Here is an 18817-nt window from a genome sequence, read left to right as displayed (position 1 = left end):
ACCGGCGCACGCTGCCGTCGCCCGCAACGCCCGCGTCACGTTGCTTCGGCGCCGCCGGCCGGTCATGCCGCGCCGGCGGCGCCGAAGCAACACGTGCGCGAACGCGCCCGGCCTGGTCCGGGCGACGCCGCGCACGCGCCGCGGCCGGCGAGGTCCGCCGGCCCATGCTGCACCCGCCGTCCCGCCCGGGACGCGCGTTTCCACATGAGCATCGAAAACTAGAAGAACGAGGACAACAATGCGATTTCAACGAACCGAACCGCGGCGCGCGTGGCTTGCCGTGCTGGTTGCCGCCGCGACGCTCGCCGCGTGCGGCGGCGAGGACGGCGCTGGCGTGCCGGGCGCTTCCGCGCTCGCTCAAGGCCGACAGGAGGGGGCCGCCGCGCCCGCGGCCGACGCGAAGCAGCTCGCCGCGCGCTTCTCGCCGTCCGGCGTGCCGTATGCCGACCTGTCGGGCGGCAACTACCGGCCCGTGATCCAGAACGGCCAGGTGCAGCCGTCGCTGTCGGGCACCACGATCACCGAGGAGGCGTGGGTCGAGACGCCGGTCGATTCCGACGGCGACGGCACGAAGGACCGGATTCACGTGCGCGTCGTGCGGCCGTCCGAAACCGCGTCGGGCGCACGCACGCCGGTGATCGTGCTCGCGAGCCCCTACTACAACAACCTCGCCGACAGCCCGAACCACAACGTCGACGTCGAGCTCGACGGCACGCCGCATCCCGCCGCGTCCGGTTCCGCGCGCATCATGGCCGCCGCGCCGCAGACGCGAATCCTGCAGCAGGTCGAAGCGGCCGCCGCGGGGCGTTCGTGGATCGAGGGGTATTTCGTGCAGCGCGGCTTCACGATCGTCTATGCGGATTCGCTCGGCACCGCCGGCTCGGACGGCTGCCCGACGATCCTGACGCGCGACGAATCGGTGGCGATGGCGTCGGTGATTCACTGGCTCGGCCGCGGCGCGAGCGCGAAGGACGCGAGCGGCAAGCCCGTCGTCGCGAGCTGGTCGACGGGCCACGTCGGCATGTACGGCGTGTCGTACGACGGCACGCTGCCGAAGATGGTCGCGAGCCTGCGCACGCGCGGCCTCGACGCGATCGTGCCGGTCGCCGGCCTGTCGAACATGTACGGCTACTACCGCTCGGGCGGGCTCGTGCGCGCGCCCGACGGCTACCAGGGCGAGGACGTCGACGTCTACATCAAGGCGCTGCTGACGAACCCGCATCCGGAGCGCTGCACGCGCCTGGTCGACGAAGCGCTGAAGAAGGAGGATCGCACCTCGGGCGACTATTCCGCGTTCTGGGCGGCGCGCGACATTCCGCCGGCGCTCGCGGTCGCGCCCGCGCTCGTCGCGCAGGGGCTGACCGACGACAACGTCAGGGTCGACCAGTCGACGTCGTGGTACCTCGCGATGCGGCGCCAGGGCGTGCCGACGCAGTTGTGGCTGCACCGCTTGAAGCACACCGATCCGACCCGCGTGCCCGCGATGGCCGACGCGTGGACCGCGCAGGTGAACCGCTGGTTCACGCGCTACCTGCTCGGCTACAACAACGGCGTCGAGCGCGATCCGGGCGCGGTGATCGAGCAGGCGGACGGCACGCTGCTGAAGGATGCGAGCTGGCCCGCGCGCGGCGCGGCGAACGTCGCGTATTTCGCGGGCGGCGACGGCGCGGGCACCGGCACGCTGCAGCGCATGCAGACCGGCGGTCCGCTCGTGAAGTTCACCGACGATGCGCGTGTCCCCGCACTCACCCTGGCGAACGCGCCTACCGGCGAGCATCGCTCCCGCTTCGAGACGGCGCCGGTCGCGAGCGCGACGCGGATCTCGGGCACCGCAACCGCGCGCGTGCGGCTGACGTTCTCGGCTGTCGCGAACGTGACCGCGCTGCTGGTCGATCGTGCGCCGGACGGCAGCGCGACGATCGTCACCCGCGCGTGGACCGATCCGCGCAACCGCGTGTCGAGCTGGTTCTCGGAGCCGGTCCTGCCCGGCATGCCGTACGACCTGCACCTGACCTTCATGCCGCGCGACTACCGGCTCGAAGCAGGCCACCGGCTCGGGCTCGTCGTGATGTCGAGCGACAACGAGGCGACGCTGCGGCCGACGCCCGGCACCGAGCTGACGCTCGATCCGGCCGGCACGTCGGTGACGGTGCCGCAGTTGCCGATCTGATGGAAAACGCGCCTTTGCGAACGCGCATCGGCGCGTGATCGGGACGAAGCGCCGGCCGCTGGCCGGCGTTTCGTCCCTCGACGTTCCCGCCCTCACCCGCCTCATTGCGGCAAACGACGCCATTCGTTTTCCGAATGCCTCCCACCCGAATATTTAATTTCCCATTGCAGCGCCCGCCGCCCATACTCGCGGACGAATCCGGCACATAACATCCGCGGCATCCGGGCCCGAACCGCGCGCAGGCGCCGCATGCGCTCGCGCCCCACATGGAAGGAGACCCCAGCGTGCCCCCCGAAGCCACACGCCGCGCCGGCCTCGCGCGCCGTTTTGCCTCATGTTTCGGCCGCCCGCGATGCAGGACGGCCTAGACGCGAACCGGCCGCACGACGCTGCAGCCGACGTGCTCGATGCGCTCGACGCGCGGCTGATGCGGCTCCTGCTCGTGCTGCTGACCGAGCGCACGGTCTCGCGCGCGGCGGTGCGCCTGAACCTGTCGCAGCCGGCGACGAGCGCGGCGCTCAAGCGCCTGCGCACGCTGCTCGGCGATCCGCTGCTGGTGCGCAGCCGTTACGGGATGGTGCCGACCGAGTTCGGCGCGCGGCTCGTCGAGCCGCTGCGCAACGCGCTGCGCGTGATCGACTTCATCCGCAACCAGCAGCCGAGGTTCGACGCGCACACGTCGGTGCGCACCTACCGGATCGGCTGCCCCGACTACCTGAACGTGCTGTTCGTGCCGAAGCTCGTCGCGCTGTTCCGCGAGCAGGCGCCGCACGCGAGGCTGGTGTTCCATCCGCTCGGCGACGGCTTCGACGCCGAACGCGCGCTCGCCGACGGCGAGCTCGACCTCGTGATCGACAACCGCCCCGCCCGCGCGTCGCGGTTCCGGCAGGACGACCTGTTCGACGACCGCGTCGTCTGCCTGATGCGCGCCACGCACCGACACGCGAAGCGCGGTACGATGACGGCCGCCGACTACGCGCACGCGCCGCAGCTTTGCCCGACGCCGTCGTGGCTCGAAGCGTCCGGCGCGATCGACCGGCAGCTCGAACGCGTCGGCCTGCAGCGCCGGATCGCGGTCACGCTGCCGCATTTCGAGCTCGCCGCACATACGCTCGTCCGCTCGGACCTGATCCTCACGACCACGGTCCGGCTCGCGCGGCACTACGCGAAGCTGCTGCCGCTCGCGGTCGTCGCGCTGCCGGCCGAGCCGCCGGACATCGTCTACCGGATCACGTGGGACGAAGCCGGGCCATGCGTCGACGGCGTGCGCTGGCTGCGCGCGCTGATCGCGCACGCGACGCGCGACTGGCTGGACGCCGATGCGGCGCTGCCGGCCGTCGCGGCAATCAGTGCGGCGGCGATGCAGGCTGCGCCGACCGAGGAGCCCGCGCTGCGTCACGCGCAGCGACGCGCGCCGCGTTGCGGGAAACAACGCCCGACGTCCCTCGTTCGCGCACATCGCGGCGCGCCGAAAGCGCATTGATCGCGGCGATCAGCGCGGCAACGCTTGCGCAACGCATCGCGCGTCACCCCTGCTGCACCGGTTGCGCAAGCAGCTTCATCACGACGACCGCGCCGACGAGCGCCAGCACGCCGCTCAACACCAGCGCATCGGCAAACCCGCTCGCGAACGCCGCGGGCGCGGCCGCCGCCAGCGCCTTCGCGGCCTGCGGCGGCACGCGGTCGAGCGCGCGCGCCAGATCGCCGGCCAGCAGGCTCGACATGAACGGCGCATCGACGACGCGCGCCAAGCCGGGCGTCGCCGCGACCAGCCGGTCGAGCTGCGCGTGCGCGCGCGCGGCGAGCACCGCGCCGAGCACGCCGACCGCCGTCACGATCGCGGAGAAGCGCGTCGTCGTGCTGATGCCGGACGCCATTCCGGTGCGGTGCGGCGGCACGCACGCCATGATCGCCTTCTGCGTGTCGCCGTTCATGATGCCGGCGCCGCACCCCGTCACCCACATCCCGAGCGCGACGAGCCGATAGTCGCCGCTCGCGGTGAGCGCCGCGGTCAGCAGGTTGCCCGCGCCGATCAGCGCGAGCCCGCCGGCCAGCACGCCGCCGGACGACACGCGCGCGGCCAGCGCCGCGCCGAACGACGGCCCGACGATCATCGCGAACGCGAACGGCAGCATGCCGAGCCCAGCTTCGATCGCCGACATGCCGAACGCGTTCTGCAGATACAGCGGCAGGAACGTCATCATCACCTGCGCGCACGCCGCATAGCCGAACATCGCGAGCACCGCGCCGACGAAGCGCGGCGCGCGGAACAGCGCGAGGTCGATCATCGGCCGCGCCTGCCAGCGCTCCGCGGCGACGAAGCCCGCGAACAGCGCGGCGCCGAGCGCGAAGCGGCCGAGCGTGCCCGGCGACAGCCAGCCGTGCGACGGCGCGTCGATCAGCGCGGCGATCCCGCACGCGAGCGCCGCGCCGAACAGCAGGCTGCCGACGGCGTCGACGCGCTTCGCGTGCGGATCGCGCGACTCGTCGATCGCGACGCGCGCGCTCGCGGCCAGCAGCGCGCACGCCGGCAGGTTGAGCAGGAACACCCAGCGCCAGCCGATCCACTGCGTGATCGCGCCGCCGACGAGCGGCGCGATCGCGGTCGCGACGCCCATGCACATCCCCCAGATTGCCCATGCGCGCGCGCGCTCGCGCCCTTCCGGGAAGCGGTTCGCGATCACCGCGAGCGCCGCCGTCAGCAAGAGCGCCGCGCCGCCGCCCTTGACCGCGCGCGCGGCGATCAGCCAGCCGGCCGACGGCGCGAGCCCGCAGCCGAGCGACGCGACGAAGAAGATCGCGAGGCCGGTGGCCAGCATCCGCTTGCGGCCGAAGCGGTCCGCAAGCCCGCCGGCGGGCAGCAGGCACGCGGCGAACGCGGTCATGTACGCGCTCACGACCCACTCGATGTCGGCGAAGCTCGCGTGGAAGCTGCGCGCGATGCTCGGCAGCGACACCGCGACGACGTTGGTGTCGAGCACGATCAGCGAACAGGTCGCTGACGCGACGGCAAGCGTCGCGGCGGCAGGCAGGCGGGCGGCGGCTCGCGGCGCGGCCGGCGCCGGGGAGGACTGGGACATCGGGGGCTCCGGAACAGAATGGGCGAACCGTATGCTAGGCTTGGCCCGTATTGCCCGTCATTGATATTCCCACACAGTTTTATTGACGATTTTCGCAATCATGGACCGGCTCGAATTCCGTCACGTCCGCGCGTTCCTCGCCGTCGCGCGCCATCTCCACTTCGCCCGCGCGGCCGACGAGCTCGACATGGCGCCGCCGGCGCTCACGCGGCAGATCCAGGAGGCGGAACGGCTGCTCGGCGTGCGCCTCTTTCACCGGTCGCGGCGCGCGGTCGCGCTGAGCGCCGCCGGCGAGGCCTATCTCGGCGAAGCGAGCGCGGCGCTCGAGCACCTGCAGCGCGGCCGCGAGCTCGCGGCGCTGGCCGAGCGCGGCGAGCTGGGCCGAATCGAGGTCGGCTACGTGTCGTCGGCGGTCTACTCGGGCACGCTGCAGCGCACGGTCGGCGCGTTTCGCGCCGCGCATCCGCGCATCGAGCTCAACCTGCGCGAGGTGCCGATGGACGACGTCGCGAAGCAGATCGACGCGGGCCGCCTCGACGTCGCCTACGTGCGGCCACCTATGCCGCTGCCCGGCGAACTCCGCACCGTGACGCTGCAGCGCGACGTGTTCGTTGCGGCAGTGCCGGCCGATTCGCCGTTCGCCGAAATGGCGACGATCAAGGCCGCCGCACTGGCCGGCGCGCGCTTTGCGGTGCCCGAACAGGAGCTCGGCACGCTGGAAGTCGCGCGTCGCGGGCGCTTCGCGCCCGTGATCGCCGCGCGCCCGGGCGGGCTGCTCGCGGTGCTGGCCTGCGTGTCGGTGAACGGCTGGGTCGCCGTGATTCCGGACGCGCTCGCCCGTTGCGTATCGCTGCCGGGCGTCGTCTACCGGCCGCTCGCGGGCAAGCCGATCACGTCCGAGCTCGCGCTCGCGTGCCGGCGCTTCGAGAAGGCGCCCGCCGTGCGCGCGTTCCTGCGGGTCGTCGCGCGGCCCGAATGATCCGGATATGCGGCGGCAGCTCGGTGCGCGGGTCGCCTGGAGCGGTCATGCTGTTCGAGCCGGTTGTAATAGAATCGCTGACGCCTGTCCCACCGCCCCGTAGAAGCGGCCGACGAATCCGAGAACACCACCCCTAGACCGCTCGAATGAGCAACGACACCTCAACCTTGACAACCTGCCCTGTCCGCAAGCGTCTGGCCTTGCGCCGCAAATACTGGAAGGCTCCGGACACCGGCCTGAATCATTGGCTGGACATTCAGCGCGACCCGTTGAAGTGGCTGGCCGACATGCATCGGACCTCGCCCGATCTCGCGCGCCTGCGGATGGGAGTGAAGCAGCTCTGGTGTCTGTTTCATCCCGAGGCGATCCATGACCTGATGGTCTCCCATCGCGCGGACTTGCAACGTTGGGAACCCAGCCTGTGCATCATGCGCCAGTGGAACGGGTCCAGCTTCATGATGAAGGAAGGCGAAGCGGCACGGCGTCAGCGCCAGGCGGTGCGCCCGCATATTCAGCCGCCTGCCGTACCGGAGATTCAGCGCATCGCCCGACACTGGTCGGCGCGTATCGCGCCGGGCCAGGTGGTTGACCTCGATCTGGAAATGGCCGCCTACAGCGTCACGCTGGCCGGCCATGCCTTGTTCGACATCGATCTTGGTCCGAATGCGGAAACCATTGCCAAGGCCGTGCGTATCCTGTCGCGCGTCGCATTGCTCGAAACCAGCACGGGGCTGCCCCTTGGCCACTGGTTTCCCAGCAAGATGTGCCCACGCAAGCGTTGGGCCCTCCGCGTGATGCGTTCGCAGATCGACCAGGTCGTCAGGGAATCGCAACGCCCGGTGGTCATGCATCGCGACGACCTCGCCACGTTGCTGATGGCCTCGCACCAGGCCACCGGCGCAACGCTGACCTGGGCGCAACTGCTGCTGGCCCAGCATCCCGAGGTGCTGGCCGCGCTGCGCAAGGAGCTCGCCACGATCGACTGGTCCGGCGTGAATCAATTGCAGGACCTGCGTCGGGCTCCATTGCTGCGCGCCGTGATTCAGGAAACCCTGCGCCTGTACCCGCCGGCTTATGCGCTGGTGCCGCGCCGGCTGTCGCGCGCCATGACCGTGTCGGGAACGCCGCTCGCGCGCGGCGATATCGTGATGGTTTCCAGCTGGATCACGCATCGCGACGCACGCTGGTTTCCCGAGCCCGATGCGTTCCGGCCCGAGCGATTCCTGGAAGCTCCGACCTGGCCGCAGGGGGCATATTTTCCATTTGGCGTCGGCGATCGGGCCTGCCCGGGCACCGGAATGGCCATGATGGACCTGGCCGTATCGCTGGCTTACTGGATCGAGCACTGGGACCTGACGATCCTGGGGCCGGTGACCCCGCAAGGCTGGTTCTCCCTGCGCCCCAAGAACGCCCGAGTGCGCTTTGAACCGCGCATGCGTGTCGATCGCGAGCCGAACGAGACGCCACGGCGCTAGATGTTCGATCAGCGGGATCGACCTGTCGAATCTTCTATCGGCAACCAGATTTCAAGCACCCCGGTACCCGCAACAGGATCGAAGTCCTCGCTGTAGCGCTCGAACTCGGGCGCCTCAGCCGCCTTCAACCCCGACGTCGGCAGCCACCCGTTCCAGATGCTGTGGAAGGTCTGATGAACCGTCGATATGTGCCCGCGATGTTCGAAGACCGCATAACGTTGCGGTTCAATTTCGACGCAGCGAAATGAAGCGGGCAGCCGGTCGCGACGCGTCACCTCCACGCCTGCGACATATTCGAAGCTGCCATCCGCTTCCGGGTTGCAGCAAACGCCGTAAGTCACGCCGCCGACCTGATCGGGCAGGTTGCCGATGTAGGGGATGAAGGTTTGCCAAAGCGCCGGAATCCCTTCGTTGGTTTCAAAAGTGAATCGACCGCTCATGCCCGCGATCAACCGCTTTTCCGAGACTTCGAAGCGTGGCGGTGCAAGGTCGACGATTTTCAGTTCTTTCATGCGCAACGGCTCCACAAGAGACAGGCCAGCAAGACTGTGCCGCGCCCGCACTTCGTCGGGCGTCACGCCGAAGAGGTCGCGGAAGGCGCGGGTAAACGCCTCGTGAGAGCCATATCCGGCATCGAGTGCGACGTGAAGGATATCGGGTGCGCCTTGCACCAATGTCCGTGCCGCACGCGTCAACCGCCTGGACCGGACGTAGCGCATCACCGGCCAACCGGTACTCATCGAGAAGTTGCGCGAAAAGCCGAAGCGGGTCATGCCGCAATTGGCGGAAATTCTGTCGAGCGTCAGTTCGTCGCCCAGTTCGTTTTCGATAAACCACAGCGCTTTTCCAACCGGATTCATGGCGATCTCAAGAAGGTGTCGGACAAACGATATGACATCGACAGTGGCGTCATTTGATCGTTCTTGCGCCCTGTTCCCGCTGCTGACGGGAACCCGCGTTACGCTTTCGTCATGTCGAGGTCCGGCACGTCGTCGCCGAACGTCGACGCGACCAGCGTGCGCATCGCCGCGACCAGCAGCGTCGGGCCGGACTGGTTGAACGTGCAGCGCTCGCCCGCGGACGGCACCGCGCGGTGCAGCGCCGCCCGCCACGCGCCGTGCCCGCCGTCGCGCTCGAACGCGGCGAACGGCAGGCGCTCGACGATCGGGCCGCCGTCCGCCCATGACGACGACGGCGCGAACGGCGCCGGCGCGCCGCCGTCCTCGCGACTCACCCGGCACACGCCGTCGGCGACATGCGGCGCGCCGAGCCCTTCCGCGACGGCCACCCAGTAATCGAGCGGCGCGCCAGCCAGTTCCTGTACCTGCATTGCAGCCCCCGTGTCGATCCGAAACGAAACGACATGCTAGCGCCGCGACCGCCCGTAAAACAGGGCTTCACCGGCGAAACGGCCTCCGCACAAACCCGCGCATCCGTGCTACGAATCGCCGTTTCCTGCGTACAATGCGCGAAACGCCTGCCACGCAATGCAGCGCCGACCGATCTTTCGGGGGAACGCATGTCCACGCACGCCAGAAAACCGCTGGTCTCGCTCGTCGTGCCGTTTCATGACGAAGACGAAGCGATCGGCGCGTTCTTCGCCGCCACCCTGCCGATCCTCGAATCGATCGAAGCGGTCCGCTTCGAGATCGTCTGCGTCAACGACGGCAGCCGCGACCGCACGCTCGACCGGCTGATCGCCGTCGCGGCAAGCGACCCGCGCGTGCGCATCGTCGACCTCACCCGCCGCTTCGGCAAGGAAGCCGCGCTCACCGCCGGCCTCGACGAAGCGGCCGGCGCCGCGGCGATCCTGCTCGACGCCGACCTGCAGGACCCGCCTGCGCTGATTCCCGCGATGATCGAGCACTGGCGCGCCGGCGCCGAGGTCGTCGCCGCGAAGCGCACCAACCGGATGTGCGACCCGTTCATGCAGCGCGCGGCCGCCGCGCTCTACTACCGCGTGCACAATGCGCTGTCCGAAGTCGAAATGCCCGAAAACGTCGGTGATTTCCGCCTGATGGACCGGCAGGTGATCGACGCGCTGCGCGCGCTGCCGGAACGGCGGCGCTTCATGAAGGGCCTGTTCGCGTGGGTCGGCTACCGCACCGCGATCCTCGAATACACGCGCGCGCCGCGCAGCGGCGGCCGCTCGAAATTCTCCGGGTGGCGGCGCTGGAACTTCGCGCTCGAAGGCATCACGAGCTTCAGCACCGTGCCGCTGCGCGTGTGGACCTACGTCGGCCTCGCGTTCGCGCTGCTGGCGCTCGCGTACGGCGCGTTCATCGTCGTGCGCACGCTGCTGTTCGGCAACCCCGTGCACGGCTATGCGTCGCTGATCTCGATCGTGCTGTTCATGGGCGGCATCCAGCTGATCGGCATCGGCGTGATCGGCGAATACCTCGGCCGCATCTATCACGAGTCGAAGCAGCGCCCCGTCTATCTGGTGCGGCGCCGCTACGGCGCCGACAGCCACGCGGACGCGCCGCCCGAGCGGCACGGCCATGCGCATCCGGCGTCGAAGCTGCTGCAGTTTCCGGTCAGGCGGGCAGCCGCCGCACGGATGGCCGCCGCACGCCGCCGGCCGGCCGCGCCGGCGACGGCCGGTCACCCCGCCAGGAAGCTCTCGGCCAAGTAAGGGCCCAATAAACCGGCATGCCGCCCATGGACATCCCCCGACACTCGGCGCGAGCGGTGAACCGTCCCGTGCGCGCGTGGCTGACGCCCGCGCGGGTCGTCGCGTACAGCGCGTTCGCGCTCGCGCTCTACGCGATCTTCCTGTCGATCTGGGCGTGGGTCGTGCATCACGGCCCCGTCGCGTCGCGCCCGGGCGCGGACTACTCGGTGTTCTGGTCGGCGTCGTACGTGATGCTGCACGGCGCCCCGTCGCAGGCCTACGATTTCCCGACCTTCTCGCGGATGTCGGCCCGGATGTTCCCGCATTTCCACCACGAGGGCTTTCTCGCGTGGCTCTACCCGCCCACCTACCTGATGATGGTGGCGCCGCTGTCGCTGCTGCCGTTCGCGATCGGCTATCCGCTGTTCGTCGCGTTCGGCGTCGCGCTGCTCGGGGTCGCCGTGTGGCGCGTGTCCGGGCTCGCCGCGATCCCTGGCGCCAAGCGTTTCGGCTCGTTCGCGCTGGTCGCGAGCCCGTGCGTGTTCGTCACCGCGATGTTCGGGCAGAACGCGTTCCTGACCGCGGCGTGCGCGGCGCTGGCCGTCTGCTGGGCCGACCGCCGGCCCGCATGGGCGGGCCTCTGCATCGGCTTGCTGTCGGTCAAGCCGCAGATGGCGCTGCTGTTTCCGTTCGTGCTGGTCGCCGCGCGCGCGTGGCGCACGTTCGCGTGGGCCGCGCTCGCGACGACCGGGTTCGCCGCGCTGAGCGTGCTGGTGTGCGGCGTCGAATCGCTGCGGCTGTTCGTGGCCAGCGCGGGGCTCGCGCGCTCGCTGATCCTCGAGCACGGCATCGTGTTCTGGTTCGCGTCGCCGACGCCGTTCGCGGCGTTCCGTCTCGCGGGCCTGCCGGTCACGGCCGCGTATGCCGCGCAGGCCTGCATCGCCGCGATCGCGATCGCGGCCGCGTGCGCCGTGTGGGCGCGCTCGCGCGACCCGCGCCTGCGCGCGGCGGTGCTGATGGTCGCGACGCTCGCGTCGAATCCGTACGTGTGGCACTACGAGCTCGCGTGGCTTGGCGTCGCGCTCGCGTGCATGCTGGCGATCGGCTGGCGCGACGGCTGGCTGCGCGGCGAGCAGGTGATGATCGCGCTGATGTGGGCACTGCCGCTGTACGAATACCTGAACCCGGTGTTCTACACGCCGCAGGTCGGGCCGGCCGTGACGCTGGGCGCGCTGCTCCTGCTGCTGCGCCGCGCGCGGGCCGGCGTTTACAACCCGAGCCTCGGCGGCGAATACACGCCGTAATACGGCCCGACGCCGCTCGCGACGCCGGTCATCTTGACGCCCGCGACGAAGTGGCCCTGGATGTACTTGTAGGTGCCGCCGAGCGACACGTCGATGTGGAACGCCGCGAACGCGACGACCGGCACGTAGCTGCTGCTGGCCGTCTGCGTGACGACGGGCAGCACCACCGTCGTGCCGACCGGCACCGACGTGTAGAGCGTGGCCTTCACGCCGGTGGCGAGCCAGATGGTGTCGCCGATGTTGATCTGCGCCGGATTGCCGTTCGCCATCAGGCCCGCCATCGTCGTCACGTCGTTCGCGGTCGACAGGAACGACGTCCACTGCCCGCCCATGCACAGCGCGCCGTAGGTCTGGCCGTTCGTGATCATGAATTCGTACGGCAGGCCCGTCAGCGGATTGATCAGCGGCTGGTTGGTCGCCGCGTTCCAGTACTGGTTGTACACGCACTGGTCGATCGCGACCGGGAACAGCGCGCCCGCCGCCACCCCGCCCGGCGCCGCCAGCACCGCGACGGCCGTCGCGCTGCCGGACGCGCCGGGAATGCCGAGCAGGCCGCCGAGCAGCAGCGGAATCATCCCGCCGTTCACGCCCGGCGCGCGCGACACGGTGACCTGCACGGCCGGCGCGTCGTAGGTGCCGGGCGTGATGGTGCTCGCCTGCATCGTCGCGGGGCTGCGGCCCAGGTTCCAGTAGCCGGCGGCGACCGTGCCGGTCGACAGCGCGCTGCCGGCCGCGGAATTCTGCGCGACCGCGCCGCTCGCCGCCGTCGCCGCCTGCGACCAGTTCAGCGTGCCGCCGCTCGGCGACATCAACGCATCCGCCCCCGCGAGCGCGGCCGCGTCGGCGGCGTTCTGCAACTGGTTGCGGACCACGGCCACCCATGCGACGTCGATCGCCAGCGCGCCGAACATCAGCAGCGGGATCAGGAACAGCAGGAAGAACAGCGCGACGGAGCCGCGCTGCCGCGTGGGCACGAGGCCGCCCCGGCGCGCGTCATTCATAGAGCATCACGGCCGTCGCCGACACCGTGACCGGGCCGGTCAGCGCGCTGAACGCGGAGCCCAGCACGAGCCCCGTGTACGTGTAGGTCACGGTCACCGTCAGCGCGCTGCCCGACGTCGTGCCGTTCGCCTGGGTGACGCTCACGCTCGGCGTCGTCGCGGCGCCGCCGGTGATCAGGCTGTTCTGCGTGTAGTTGAGCGCGACGTTGGCGACCTGCGTCGTGGTCAGCATCGGCACGCGCACGACGACGCCCGCGCGCGCGGCCTCGCGGCTCGCGTTCGTGATGACCGCCTTGTCGCACAGGATCAGGCTCATGTCGATGATGCCGAGCAGCACCATCAGCAGGAACGGCAGCATCAGCACGAACTCGAGGGAGATGACGCCGCGCGCGCGGCGCGCGCCCATCACCCGGCGTGTCATTTTGCGGCCTCCACGCCCGGCGGCGCGCCGCCTGCTCCCCCCGCCGCCCCGCGCGACGCGAGCCGCGCGCGCACTGCCTGGTAGAAGCGCAGGTTGTCGGCCACGGCCGACGCCGGCAGGTCGGCGGACAGCAGTTTCTTCGCCGAATCGGTGTTGCCGAGCACGCCATACGCGAACGCGAGGTTCTGGCGCGCCTGCCACGGCGCGTCGGGCAGCCCGGCGACGTCGAGCAGCACGTTCACGCCTTCGCGCGGCCGGTTGCCCAGCACGAGCGACAGCCCGAGATCGACGCGCAGCCCCTGCGCATCGGGATGCGCGCGCAGCGCGTCGCGATACACGGCCTGCGCGTCCGCATGCCGGCCCTGCAGGTCGAGCACGGTGCCGAGCCCTTCGGCCGCGAGCGGATGGTTCGGCTGCGCGGCCAGCAGCGCGCGATAGCGCTCGCCGGCCTCGTCGAGCCGGCGCTGCCGCAGCGCGACGCGCGCGAGCCCGAGCTGCGGGCCGAGTTCCGCCGGCGCCTGCCGCTCGGCTTGCGCGTAGAAGATCCGCGCGCGCTCCAGGTTGCCGGTGCGGTAGTTGACGTCGCCGAGCCCGACGCGCGCCGCGAGCGCATCGGGATGCGCGGCGAGCACCTTCTCGTACAGCGTCGCCGCGAGCTCGACGTTGCCGCCGGCCAGCGCGCTGTCGCCGATGCGCATCTCGGCCTGCGGATCGTCGCTCTTGTGCGACAGCACCGGCCTCGACTGGACGCCCGGCGCGCCGCAGCCGCCGGCCAGCACCGGCAGCACGGCCGCGAACAGGAATGCGCGTGCGACGGATCGTGTCATCTGAACACCTCGAGCAGGCGGATCGCCGCCGGACCCGCCGCGATCAGGCAGACCGTCGGCAGGATGAACAGCATCATCGGCAGCGTGATCTTCGGTGCGAGCTTCGCGGCCCGCTCCTCGAGCGCGACGATCTGCTCGGTGCGCTCGGTGCGCGCCAGCGTCCGCAGCGCCTGCGTGATCGGCGTGCCGAACCGCTGCGACTGCGTGAGCGTCGTCGCGAGCGAGCGCGCGGACGGCAGGTCGACGCGCGTCGCGAAATTCGCGAGCGTCGCGGCCACGTCGCCGCTCAGCGTCAGTTCGTCCGCGCAGACCGACAGCTCGTCGGCGAGCGGCGGGCAGATGCGCGCCAGCTCGTGCGCGACGCGCCGGACGCCCGACGCGAGGCTGTTGCCGGCCATCGTGCAGATCACCAGCAGGTCGAGCGCGTCCGGCAGGCACCCGGCGATGATCCGCCGCCGCCGCCGGATCATCGCGCCGAGCACGTACTCGGGCACGATCACGCCGATCACGAACGCGCCGACCATCGTCAGCGCGCGGATCACGAAGTACTCGCCGAGCCGCGGAATGTACGGGCTGAACACGATCGCGACGCACGCGAACAGCACGCCGCAGGTGAGCTTGATCCCGATCATCGACGACACCGCGCGGCGCTCGCGAAAGCCCGCGCGCGTGAGCTGCAGGCCGAGCTTGACGCGCTGCATCGGGTCGAGCACCGGCAGCCGCTCGCCGAGCTGCGCGAGCCGCCGCGTCACGTCCTGGCGGACGTCGCCCGGCTGCAGGAACATCGCCGCCGGCGCCGCCGCGCGCTGCCCGGCCGCCTGCCGCACGCGCGCGGCGATCCGCTTGCGCGTGCTGTCGCCGGGCGGCGCCAGCACGAACGCGACGCAGGCCAGCAACAGCAGCAGTTCGAGGCCACGGGCGGCCAGCATCGACAGCGTCATCGCGCGGTCTCCAGTCTCGAGATCTTGCGGATCACCAGCAGCCCGATCACGAGCAGCGCGGCGGCGATCGTCAGCATCGTGTGGCCGGCGTGCGTCGTGAACAGCAGCATGATGTACGGGCGGTTCACGAGGAACAGCGCGCCGATCATCACGAACGGCACCGCCGAAATGATGTTCGTCGTGATCCGCCCTTCGGCGGTCAGCGCGCGGCTTTTCAGGCGAATGTCGCGGCGCGAGCGGATGATGCTCGACAGCTCGTCGAGCGTTTCGCCCAGGCTGCCGCCGGTTTCGCGCTGCAGCAGCAGGTAGACGGTGAAGAACGAGAAGTCCGCGATCATCAGCCGGTCCGCCGCGTGCGTCAGCACGTCCTTCAGGTCCGCGCCGACGCGCAGGCTGTCGCCCATCGTCCGGAACGTCGAGCGCACCGGCTCGGCCGCGCTGTCGCCGACCGTGCTGATCGCCTGCGTGACCGGAATGCCGGCGCGCACCGCCCGCACGATCAGGTCGATCGCGTCCGGAAACGCTTCGAGGAAGCGCAAGCGGAAACGCCGGATCAACCCGAGATAGCTGCTGCGCAGCGCGATCAGCGGCAGGCCCGCGTAGACGAACGGGCGCACGAACCCCGGCGGCGCGATCAGCTTCACCGCGACGAGCGCCGCGAGCGCGCCGGCGAGCGTGCTGGCGACGACGATCCGCACGCCGCCGTCGCCGCCGACCGCGCGCACCCGCGACACGTAGCGCTGCAGCCACGCGCGCGCCCAGCCTTGCGGGCGCTCGAGGCTCAGCAGCGCGATGCCGGACGCGTCGGCCGCGCCGGCGTCGCCGCCCGCATGCGCCGGCGACAGGCGGCGCATCCTTGCGCGAATGCGCTGCGCCGGCCCGTTGCGCGCGCGCTCGAGCAGCGCCGAGATCGCGAGCCCGATCCCGAGGAGCGCGACGAACGCACAGGCCGCGAACAGGTCGGCGGCGCTCATTGCCGGAACACCTCGGCCAGCGCGTCCTCGACGCCGTAGTACGCGGCGCGCGCCGCAAACGCCGGCCGCAGCGACGACGCGTCGAACACGCCCTTCACCGCGTCGCGCGTCGTGTCGCCGTCCTGGCGGAACGCGAACAGGTCCTGCGTGATGACCACCTCGCCTTCCATCCCGACGATCTCGGTGATCCGCGTGACGCGGCGCACGCCGTCGCGCATCCGCTCGACCTGCACGAACAGGTGGACCGCGCTTGCGATCTGGCGCCGGATCGACAGCAGCTGCAGGTTCGCGTTCGCCATCATCACCATGCTTTCGAGCCGGCTGATCGCGTCGCGCGGCGAGTTCGCGTGGATCGTCGTCATCGAGCCGTCGTGGCCCGTGTTCATCGCCTGCAGCACGTCGAACGCCTCCGGCCCGCGAATCTCGCCGAGGATGATCCGGTCGGGCCGCATCCGCAGCGCGTTGCGCACGAGGTCGCGCTGCGAAATCCCGCCGAGCCCTTCGGTGTTCTCGGGCCGCGTCTCGAGGCTGACGACGTGCGGCTGGAGCAGCTGCAGCTCGGCCGCGTCCTCGATCGTCACGATCCGTTCGTGCTCCTCGATATGCTGCGACAGCGCGTTGAGCATCGTCGTCTTGCCCGAGCCGGTGCCGCCGGAGATCACCACGTTCAGCCGGCACGTGCACGCGATCTTCAGCGCCTGCAGCATCGCGGGCGAGATGTTGCCCTGCTGCGCCATGCGCGCGAGCGTGATGTCGCGCTTCGCGAACTTGCGGATCGAGATCGACGGCCCGCGCATCGCGACCGGCGGCAGCACGACGTTCACGCGGCTGCCGTCGGCGAGGCGCGCGTCGACCATCGGGCTGCTCTCGTCGACGCGCCGCCCGACCGCCGCCGCGATGCGCTGCGCGACGCTCGTCACGTGCGCGTCGTCGCGAAACTTCAGTGTCGTGAGCTCGAGCCGCCCCGCGCGCTCGACATAGACCTGGTCGGGCCCGTTGACGAGGATGTCGGTCACCGTCTCGTCGGCGAGCAGCGGCTCGATCGGCCCGACGCCGAACATGTCGTTCAGGATCGCGTCGACGATCAGCACCTGCTCGCCGGCCGTGATCTTCAGCTGCTCGCGCTCCACCGTGTGCGCGGCCACCTGCTCGATGCCCGCGCGCACCTCGTCGCGCGTCTTCATCAGCGCCGCCGACATGTTCATCGACGCGAACACCGCCGTGCGGATCGCATCGAACTTGCCGGACCGGATCAGCGCCTCGTGGTGGTCGGCCGCCGCGCGGGTCGGCATCGGCGCGGGCGCGGGCGGGCGCGGCGCGTTGACGTGCTCGGCGCGCTCGGCCGGCGCGGGGTCCGCCGGCGGCCGGTTGCGGGTGCCGAATTTCATCACGCTCCTCTCCTCCATTTGACGAACCGTGCGTACCACGGCTCGGCCACGGCCATCGATTCGCCGGTGATGCCATTCGCCATTTGCCGGATCTCGTCCAGGAAGCCGTGGCGCTTCGCGCCGTCGATCGGCTCGCCGAGGTTTTCCGCGACGGCGAGCGTCTGCGGCTCGTGCGGCAGCTCGCGCAGCTTCACGCGGCCGAACGCCTCCTCGAAATCGACCGGCTCGACGCGCCCCGCCACCGGCGCGAGCGGGTTGTTCAGCACCATCGACAGCAGCCGCTCGCCGGGCAGCTCCCGCGCGAAGCGCGCGAGCCGCGCGGATTCGTAGGCCGCGTGCACCGACCGGTCGGCGACGATGTACACGAGATCGGACGCTTCGAGCGCGTCCTCGAACAGCTTGCCGGCCCCGCTGCCGACATCGAACAGCACGTAGTGGAAGCGGTCCTTCAGCATGTCGACGAGGCCCGTGATGGCCGCGTCGCGCAGCGGCGTGTCCGCGCCGTAGGCGAGCTCGGCCGACAGCACGTGCAGCCGGTCGCCCTTCGTGACGAACATGCGCTCGAACAGCGCGTCGTCCGGCCGCTGCTCCATGTTCAGCAGCTCGATCAGGCCGTTGTTGCTGGACAGCCCGAACATCGAGTTCGCGCCGCCGCCGTGCAGGTTCAGGTCGACGTACGCGACGCGGCGGCGCTTCTCGCCCGCGAGGCAGCGCGCGAGGCTCACCGCGATCGTGGTCGCGCCGACGCCGCCGCGCGCGCCGACGAAACTCACGGTCTTGCCGGTGCGCACCTGCACGACCGACTCGGTGGCCGTCAGCGCGCGCCGCATCAGCTCGACCGTCAGCGGCTTGACGATGTAGTCCTGCACGCCGATGCCGAGCAGGTTGCGGAACAGCCCGACGTCGTTCTGCGTGCCGACCGCGACGACCCGCACCGACGGGTCGCACACTTCCGCGAGCCGCATCAGGTCCGACACCGGCAGCACCGAATCCGACACGTCGACGACGAGCTGGCGCGGCGAGCGCTCGTTCTGCTGCAGCAGGCGGATCGCGTCGTCGCACCCGCCGGGCTGCACGTGCGCGCGCGTGATCGACAGGTCCTGCGCGACGCGGCGGATCACGTCCTCGCTGCCCGGGTCGGACACGACCGCGATGAGGTCCGCCGCGCCGGCGGGGGCGGCGTGCTTGGCGTTCTGGCGGGCGAGCACTTTCATGGCGGCGTGAGAGAGGCGTGGGTGGGATCAGCGGCCGGGCGACCCGGTCGTCGTCAGCGTCTTGCCCGGCACCGGCTGCTTGACGCGATCCTCGACGTAGCGGCGCACCGCGCCGGCCGCCACGTCCGCGTCGGCGCCGCCGTATGGCACCGGCGCGACGAGGTCCTCGGGCCGCGCGAGCATCGCCGCGAGGTTCCGGTAGGTCGCGCAGCCGAACGGCACGCCCGGGCGCCCGTATCCCGCATCGACGAGATGCGACGGCTGCATCAGCTTCATGCAGTCGGGCGGCACCGCGCGCGCGCCGTCGAAGCCGATCGCGGTCGTATCGGGCAGGCTCAGCGGCGGCGGCGCCGACAGGCAGCCCGCGAACGCCAGCGGCATCAGCAGGATCAGCGCGGAGATGGGGGTTCGAATTCGCATGGGCACCCT

17 protein-coding genes are annotated in these 18817 nt (G+C 70.7%); 6 read left to right on the top strand and 11 right to left on the bottom strand.

What is annotated here, in order from left to right; translation table 11 throughout:
* Nucleotides 1-238 precede the first annotated feature (238 nt).
* On the top strand, nt 239-2170 hold the full coding sequence (locus B7P44_RS23385; RefSeq protein ID WP_084908353.1) for a Xaa-Pro dipeptidyl-peptidase: 1932 nt from the start codon (nt 239-241) through the stop codon (nt 2168-2170).
* Between the two features lie 352 nt (nt 2171-2522).
* Nucleotides 2523-3653 (top strand): LysR family transcriptional regulator, encoded by a 1131-nt coding sequence (locus B7P44_RS23380; protein WP_084909990.1) that lies wholly within the window; start codon nt 2523-2525, stop codon nt 3651-3653.
* A gap of 43 nt (nt 3654-3696) precedes the next feature.
* Here the strand turns inward: B7P44_RS23380 and B7P44_RS23375 are convergent, their stop codons facing one another.
* Nucleotides 3697-5250: an MFS transporter gene (locus B7P44_RS23375; protein ID WP_084908352.1), complete on the bottom strand. Its 1554-nt coding sequence runs from the start codon at nt 5248-5250 to the stop codon at nt 3697-3699.
* Between the two features lie 100 nt (nt 5251-5350).
* Here B7P44_RS23375 and B7P44_RS23370 point away from each other — a divergent pair, with 100 nt between their 5' ends.
* Both B7P44_RS23370 and B7P44_RS23365 read left to right on the top strand, forming a co-directional pair.
* Nucleotides 5351-6229 (top strand): LysR family transcriptional regulator, encoded by an 879-nt coding sequence (locus B7P44_RS23370; protein ID WP_084908351.1) that lies wholly within the window; start codon nt 5351-5353, stop codon nt 6227-6229.
* Nucleotides 6230-6375: 146 nt separating this feature from the next.
* Complete coding sequence (locus B7P44_RS23365) at nt 6376-7704, top strand: cytochrome P450 (RefSeq protein ID WP_084908350.1); 1329 nt, start codon at nt 6376-6378, stop codon at nt 7702-7704.
* Nucleotides 7705-7712: 8 nt separating this feature from the next.
* Here B7P44_RS23365 and B7P44_RS23360 read toward each other — a convergent pair whose 3' ends face one another.
* Complete coding sequence (locus B7P44_RS23360) at nt 7713-8564, bottom strand: AraC family transcriptional regulator (RefSeq protein ID WP_084908349.1); 852 nt, start codon at nt 8562-8564, stop codon at nt 7713-7715.
* Nucleotides 8565-8662: 98 nt separating this feature from the next.
* A complete protein-coding gene (locus B7P44_RS23355) occupies nt 8663-9034 on the bottom strand; it encodes a phage protein NinX family protein (protein ID WP_084908348.1) in 372 nt (123 codons plus the stop codon).
* Nucleotides 9035-9223: 189 nt separating this feature from the next.
* Between B7P44_RS23355 and B7P44_RS23350 the strand changes: the two genes are divergently transcribed.
* Both B7P44_RS23350 and B7P44_RS23345 read left to right on the top strand, forming a co-directional pair.
* On the top strand, nt 9224-10339 hold the full coding sequence (locus B7P44_RS23350; protein ID WP_084908347.1) for a glycosyltransferase family 2 protein: 1116 nt from the start codon (nt 9224-9226) through the stop codon (nt 10337-10339).
* 26 nt (nt 10340-10365) lie between these two features.
* Nucleotides 10366-11622, top strand: coding sequence for a glycosyltransferase family 87 protein (locus tag B7P44_RS23345; protein WP_084908346.1), 1257 nt, complete (start codon nt 10366-10368; stop codon nt 11620-11622).
* On the opposite strand, the gene B7P44_RS23340 is transcribed toward B7P44_RS23345, so the two are convergent.
* The 8 genes from B7P44_RS23340 to B7P44_RS23305 are packed head-to-tail and all read right to left on the bottom strand — an operon-like array spanning nt 11586 to nt 18808.
* Entirely contained in the window at nt 11586-12623 is a 1038-nt protein-coding gene (locus tag B7P44_RS23340) for a TadG family pilus assembly protein (protein ID WP_084908345.1), read from the bottom strand. The two genes, B7P44_RS23345 and B7P44_RS23340, sit on opposite strands and share 37 nt — an antisense overlap.
* On the bottom strand, nt 12616-13044 hold the full coding sequence (locus B7P44_RS23335) for a TadE/TadG family type IV pilus assembly protein (RefSeq protein WP_084908344.1): 429 nt from the start codon (nt 13042-13044) through the stop codon (nt 12616-12618). The genes B7P44_RS23340 and B7P44_RS23335 overlap by 8 nt, the downstream gene beginning before the upstream one ends.
* Nucleotides 13041-13871: a tetratricopeptide repeat protein gene (locus B7P44_RS23330; RefSeq protein WP_084908343.1), complete on the bottom strand. Its 831-nt coding sequence runs from the start codon at nt 13869-13871 to the stop codon at nt 13041-13043. Before B7P44_RS23330 ends, B7P44_RS23335 begins: the two co-directional genes overlap by 4 nt.
* On the bottom strand, nt 13868-14812 hold the full coding sequence (locus B7P44_RS23325; RefSeq protein ID WP_084908342.1) for a type II secretion system F family protein: 945 nt from the start codon (nt 14810-14812) through the stop codon (nt 13868-13870). The genes B7P44_RS23330 and B7P44_RS23325 overlap by 4 nt, the downstream gene beginning before the upstream one ends.
* On the bottom strand, nt 14809-15786 hold the full coding sequence (locus B7P44_RS23320; protein WP_084908341.1) for a type II secretion system F family protein: 978 nt from the start codon (nt 15784-15786) through the stop codon (nt 14809-14811). The genes B7P44_RS23325 and B7P44_RS23320 overlap by 4 nt, the downstream gene beginning before the upstream one ends.
* Nucleotides 15783-17174, bottom strand: coding sequence for a TadA family conjugal transfer-associated ATPase (locus B7P44_RS23315; protein ID WP_084908340.1), 1392 nt, complete (start codon nt 17172-17174; stop codon nt 15783-15785). The genes B7P44_RS23320 and B7P44_RS23315 overlap by 4 nt, the downstream gene beginning before the upstream one ends.
* Nucleotides 17174-18388, bottom strand: coding sequence for a CpaE/TadZ family protein (locus tag B7P44_RS23310; protein ID WP_084908339.1), 1215 nt, complete (start codon nt 18386-18388; stop codon nt 17174-17176). Before B7P44_RS23310 ends, B7P44_RS23315 begins: the two co-directional genes overlap by 1 nt.
* 27 nt (nt 18389-18415) lie before the next feature.
* Nucleotides 18416-18808: a CpaD family pilus assembly lipoprotein gene (locus tag B7P44_RS23305; RefSeq protein WP_084908338.1), complete on the bottom strand. Its 393-nt coding sequence runs from the start codon at nt 18806-18808 to the stop codon at nt 18416-18418.
* Between the last annotated feature and the right edge of the window lie 9 nt (nt 18809-18817).

It is taken from the genome of Burkholderia ubonensis subsp. mesacidophila, from assembly GCF_002097715.1.
Lineage (GTDB): Bacteria > Pseudomonadota > Gammaproteobacteria > Burkholderiales > Burkholderiaceae > Burkholderia > Burkholderia mesacidophila.
This window is presented reverse-complemented; position numbering and strand designations above follow the sequence as displayed.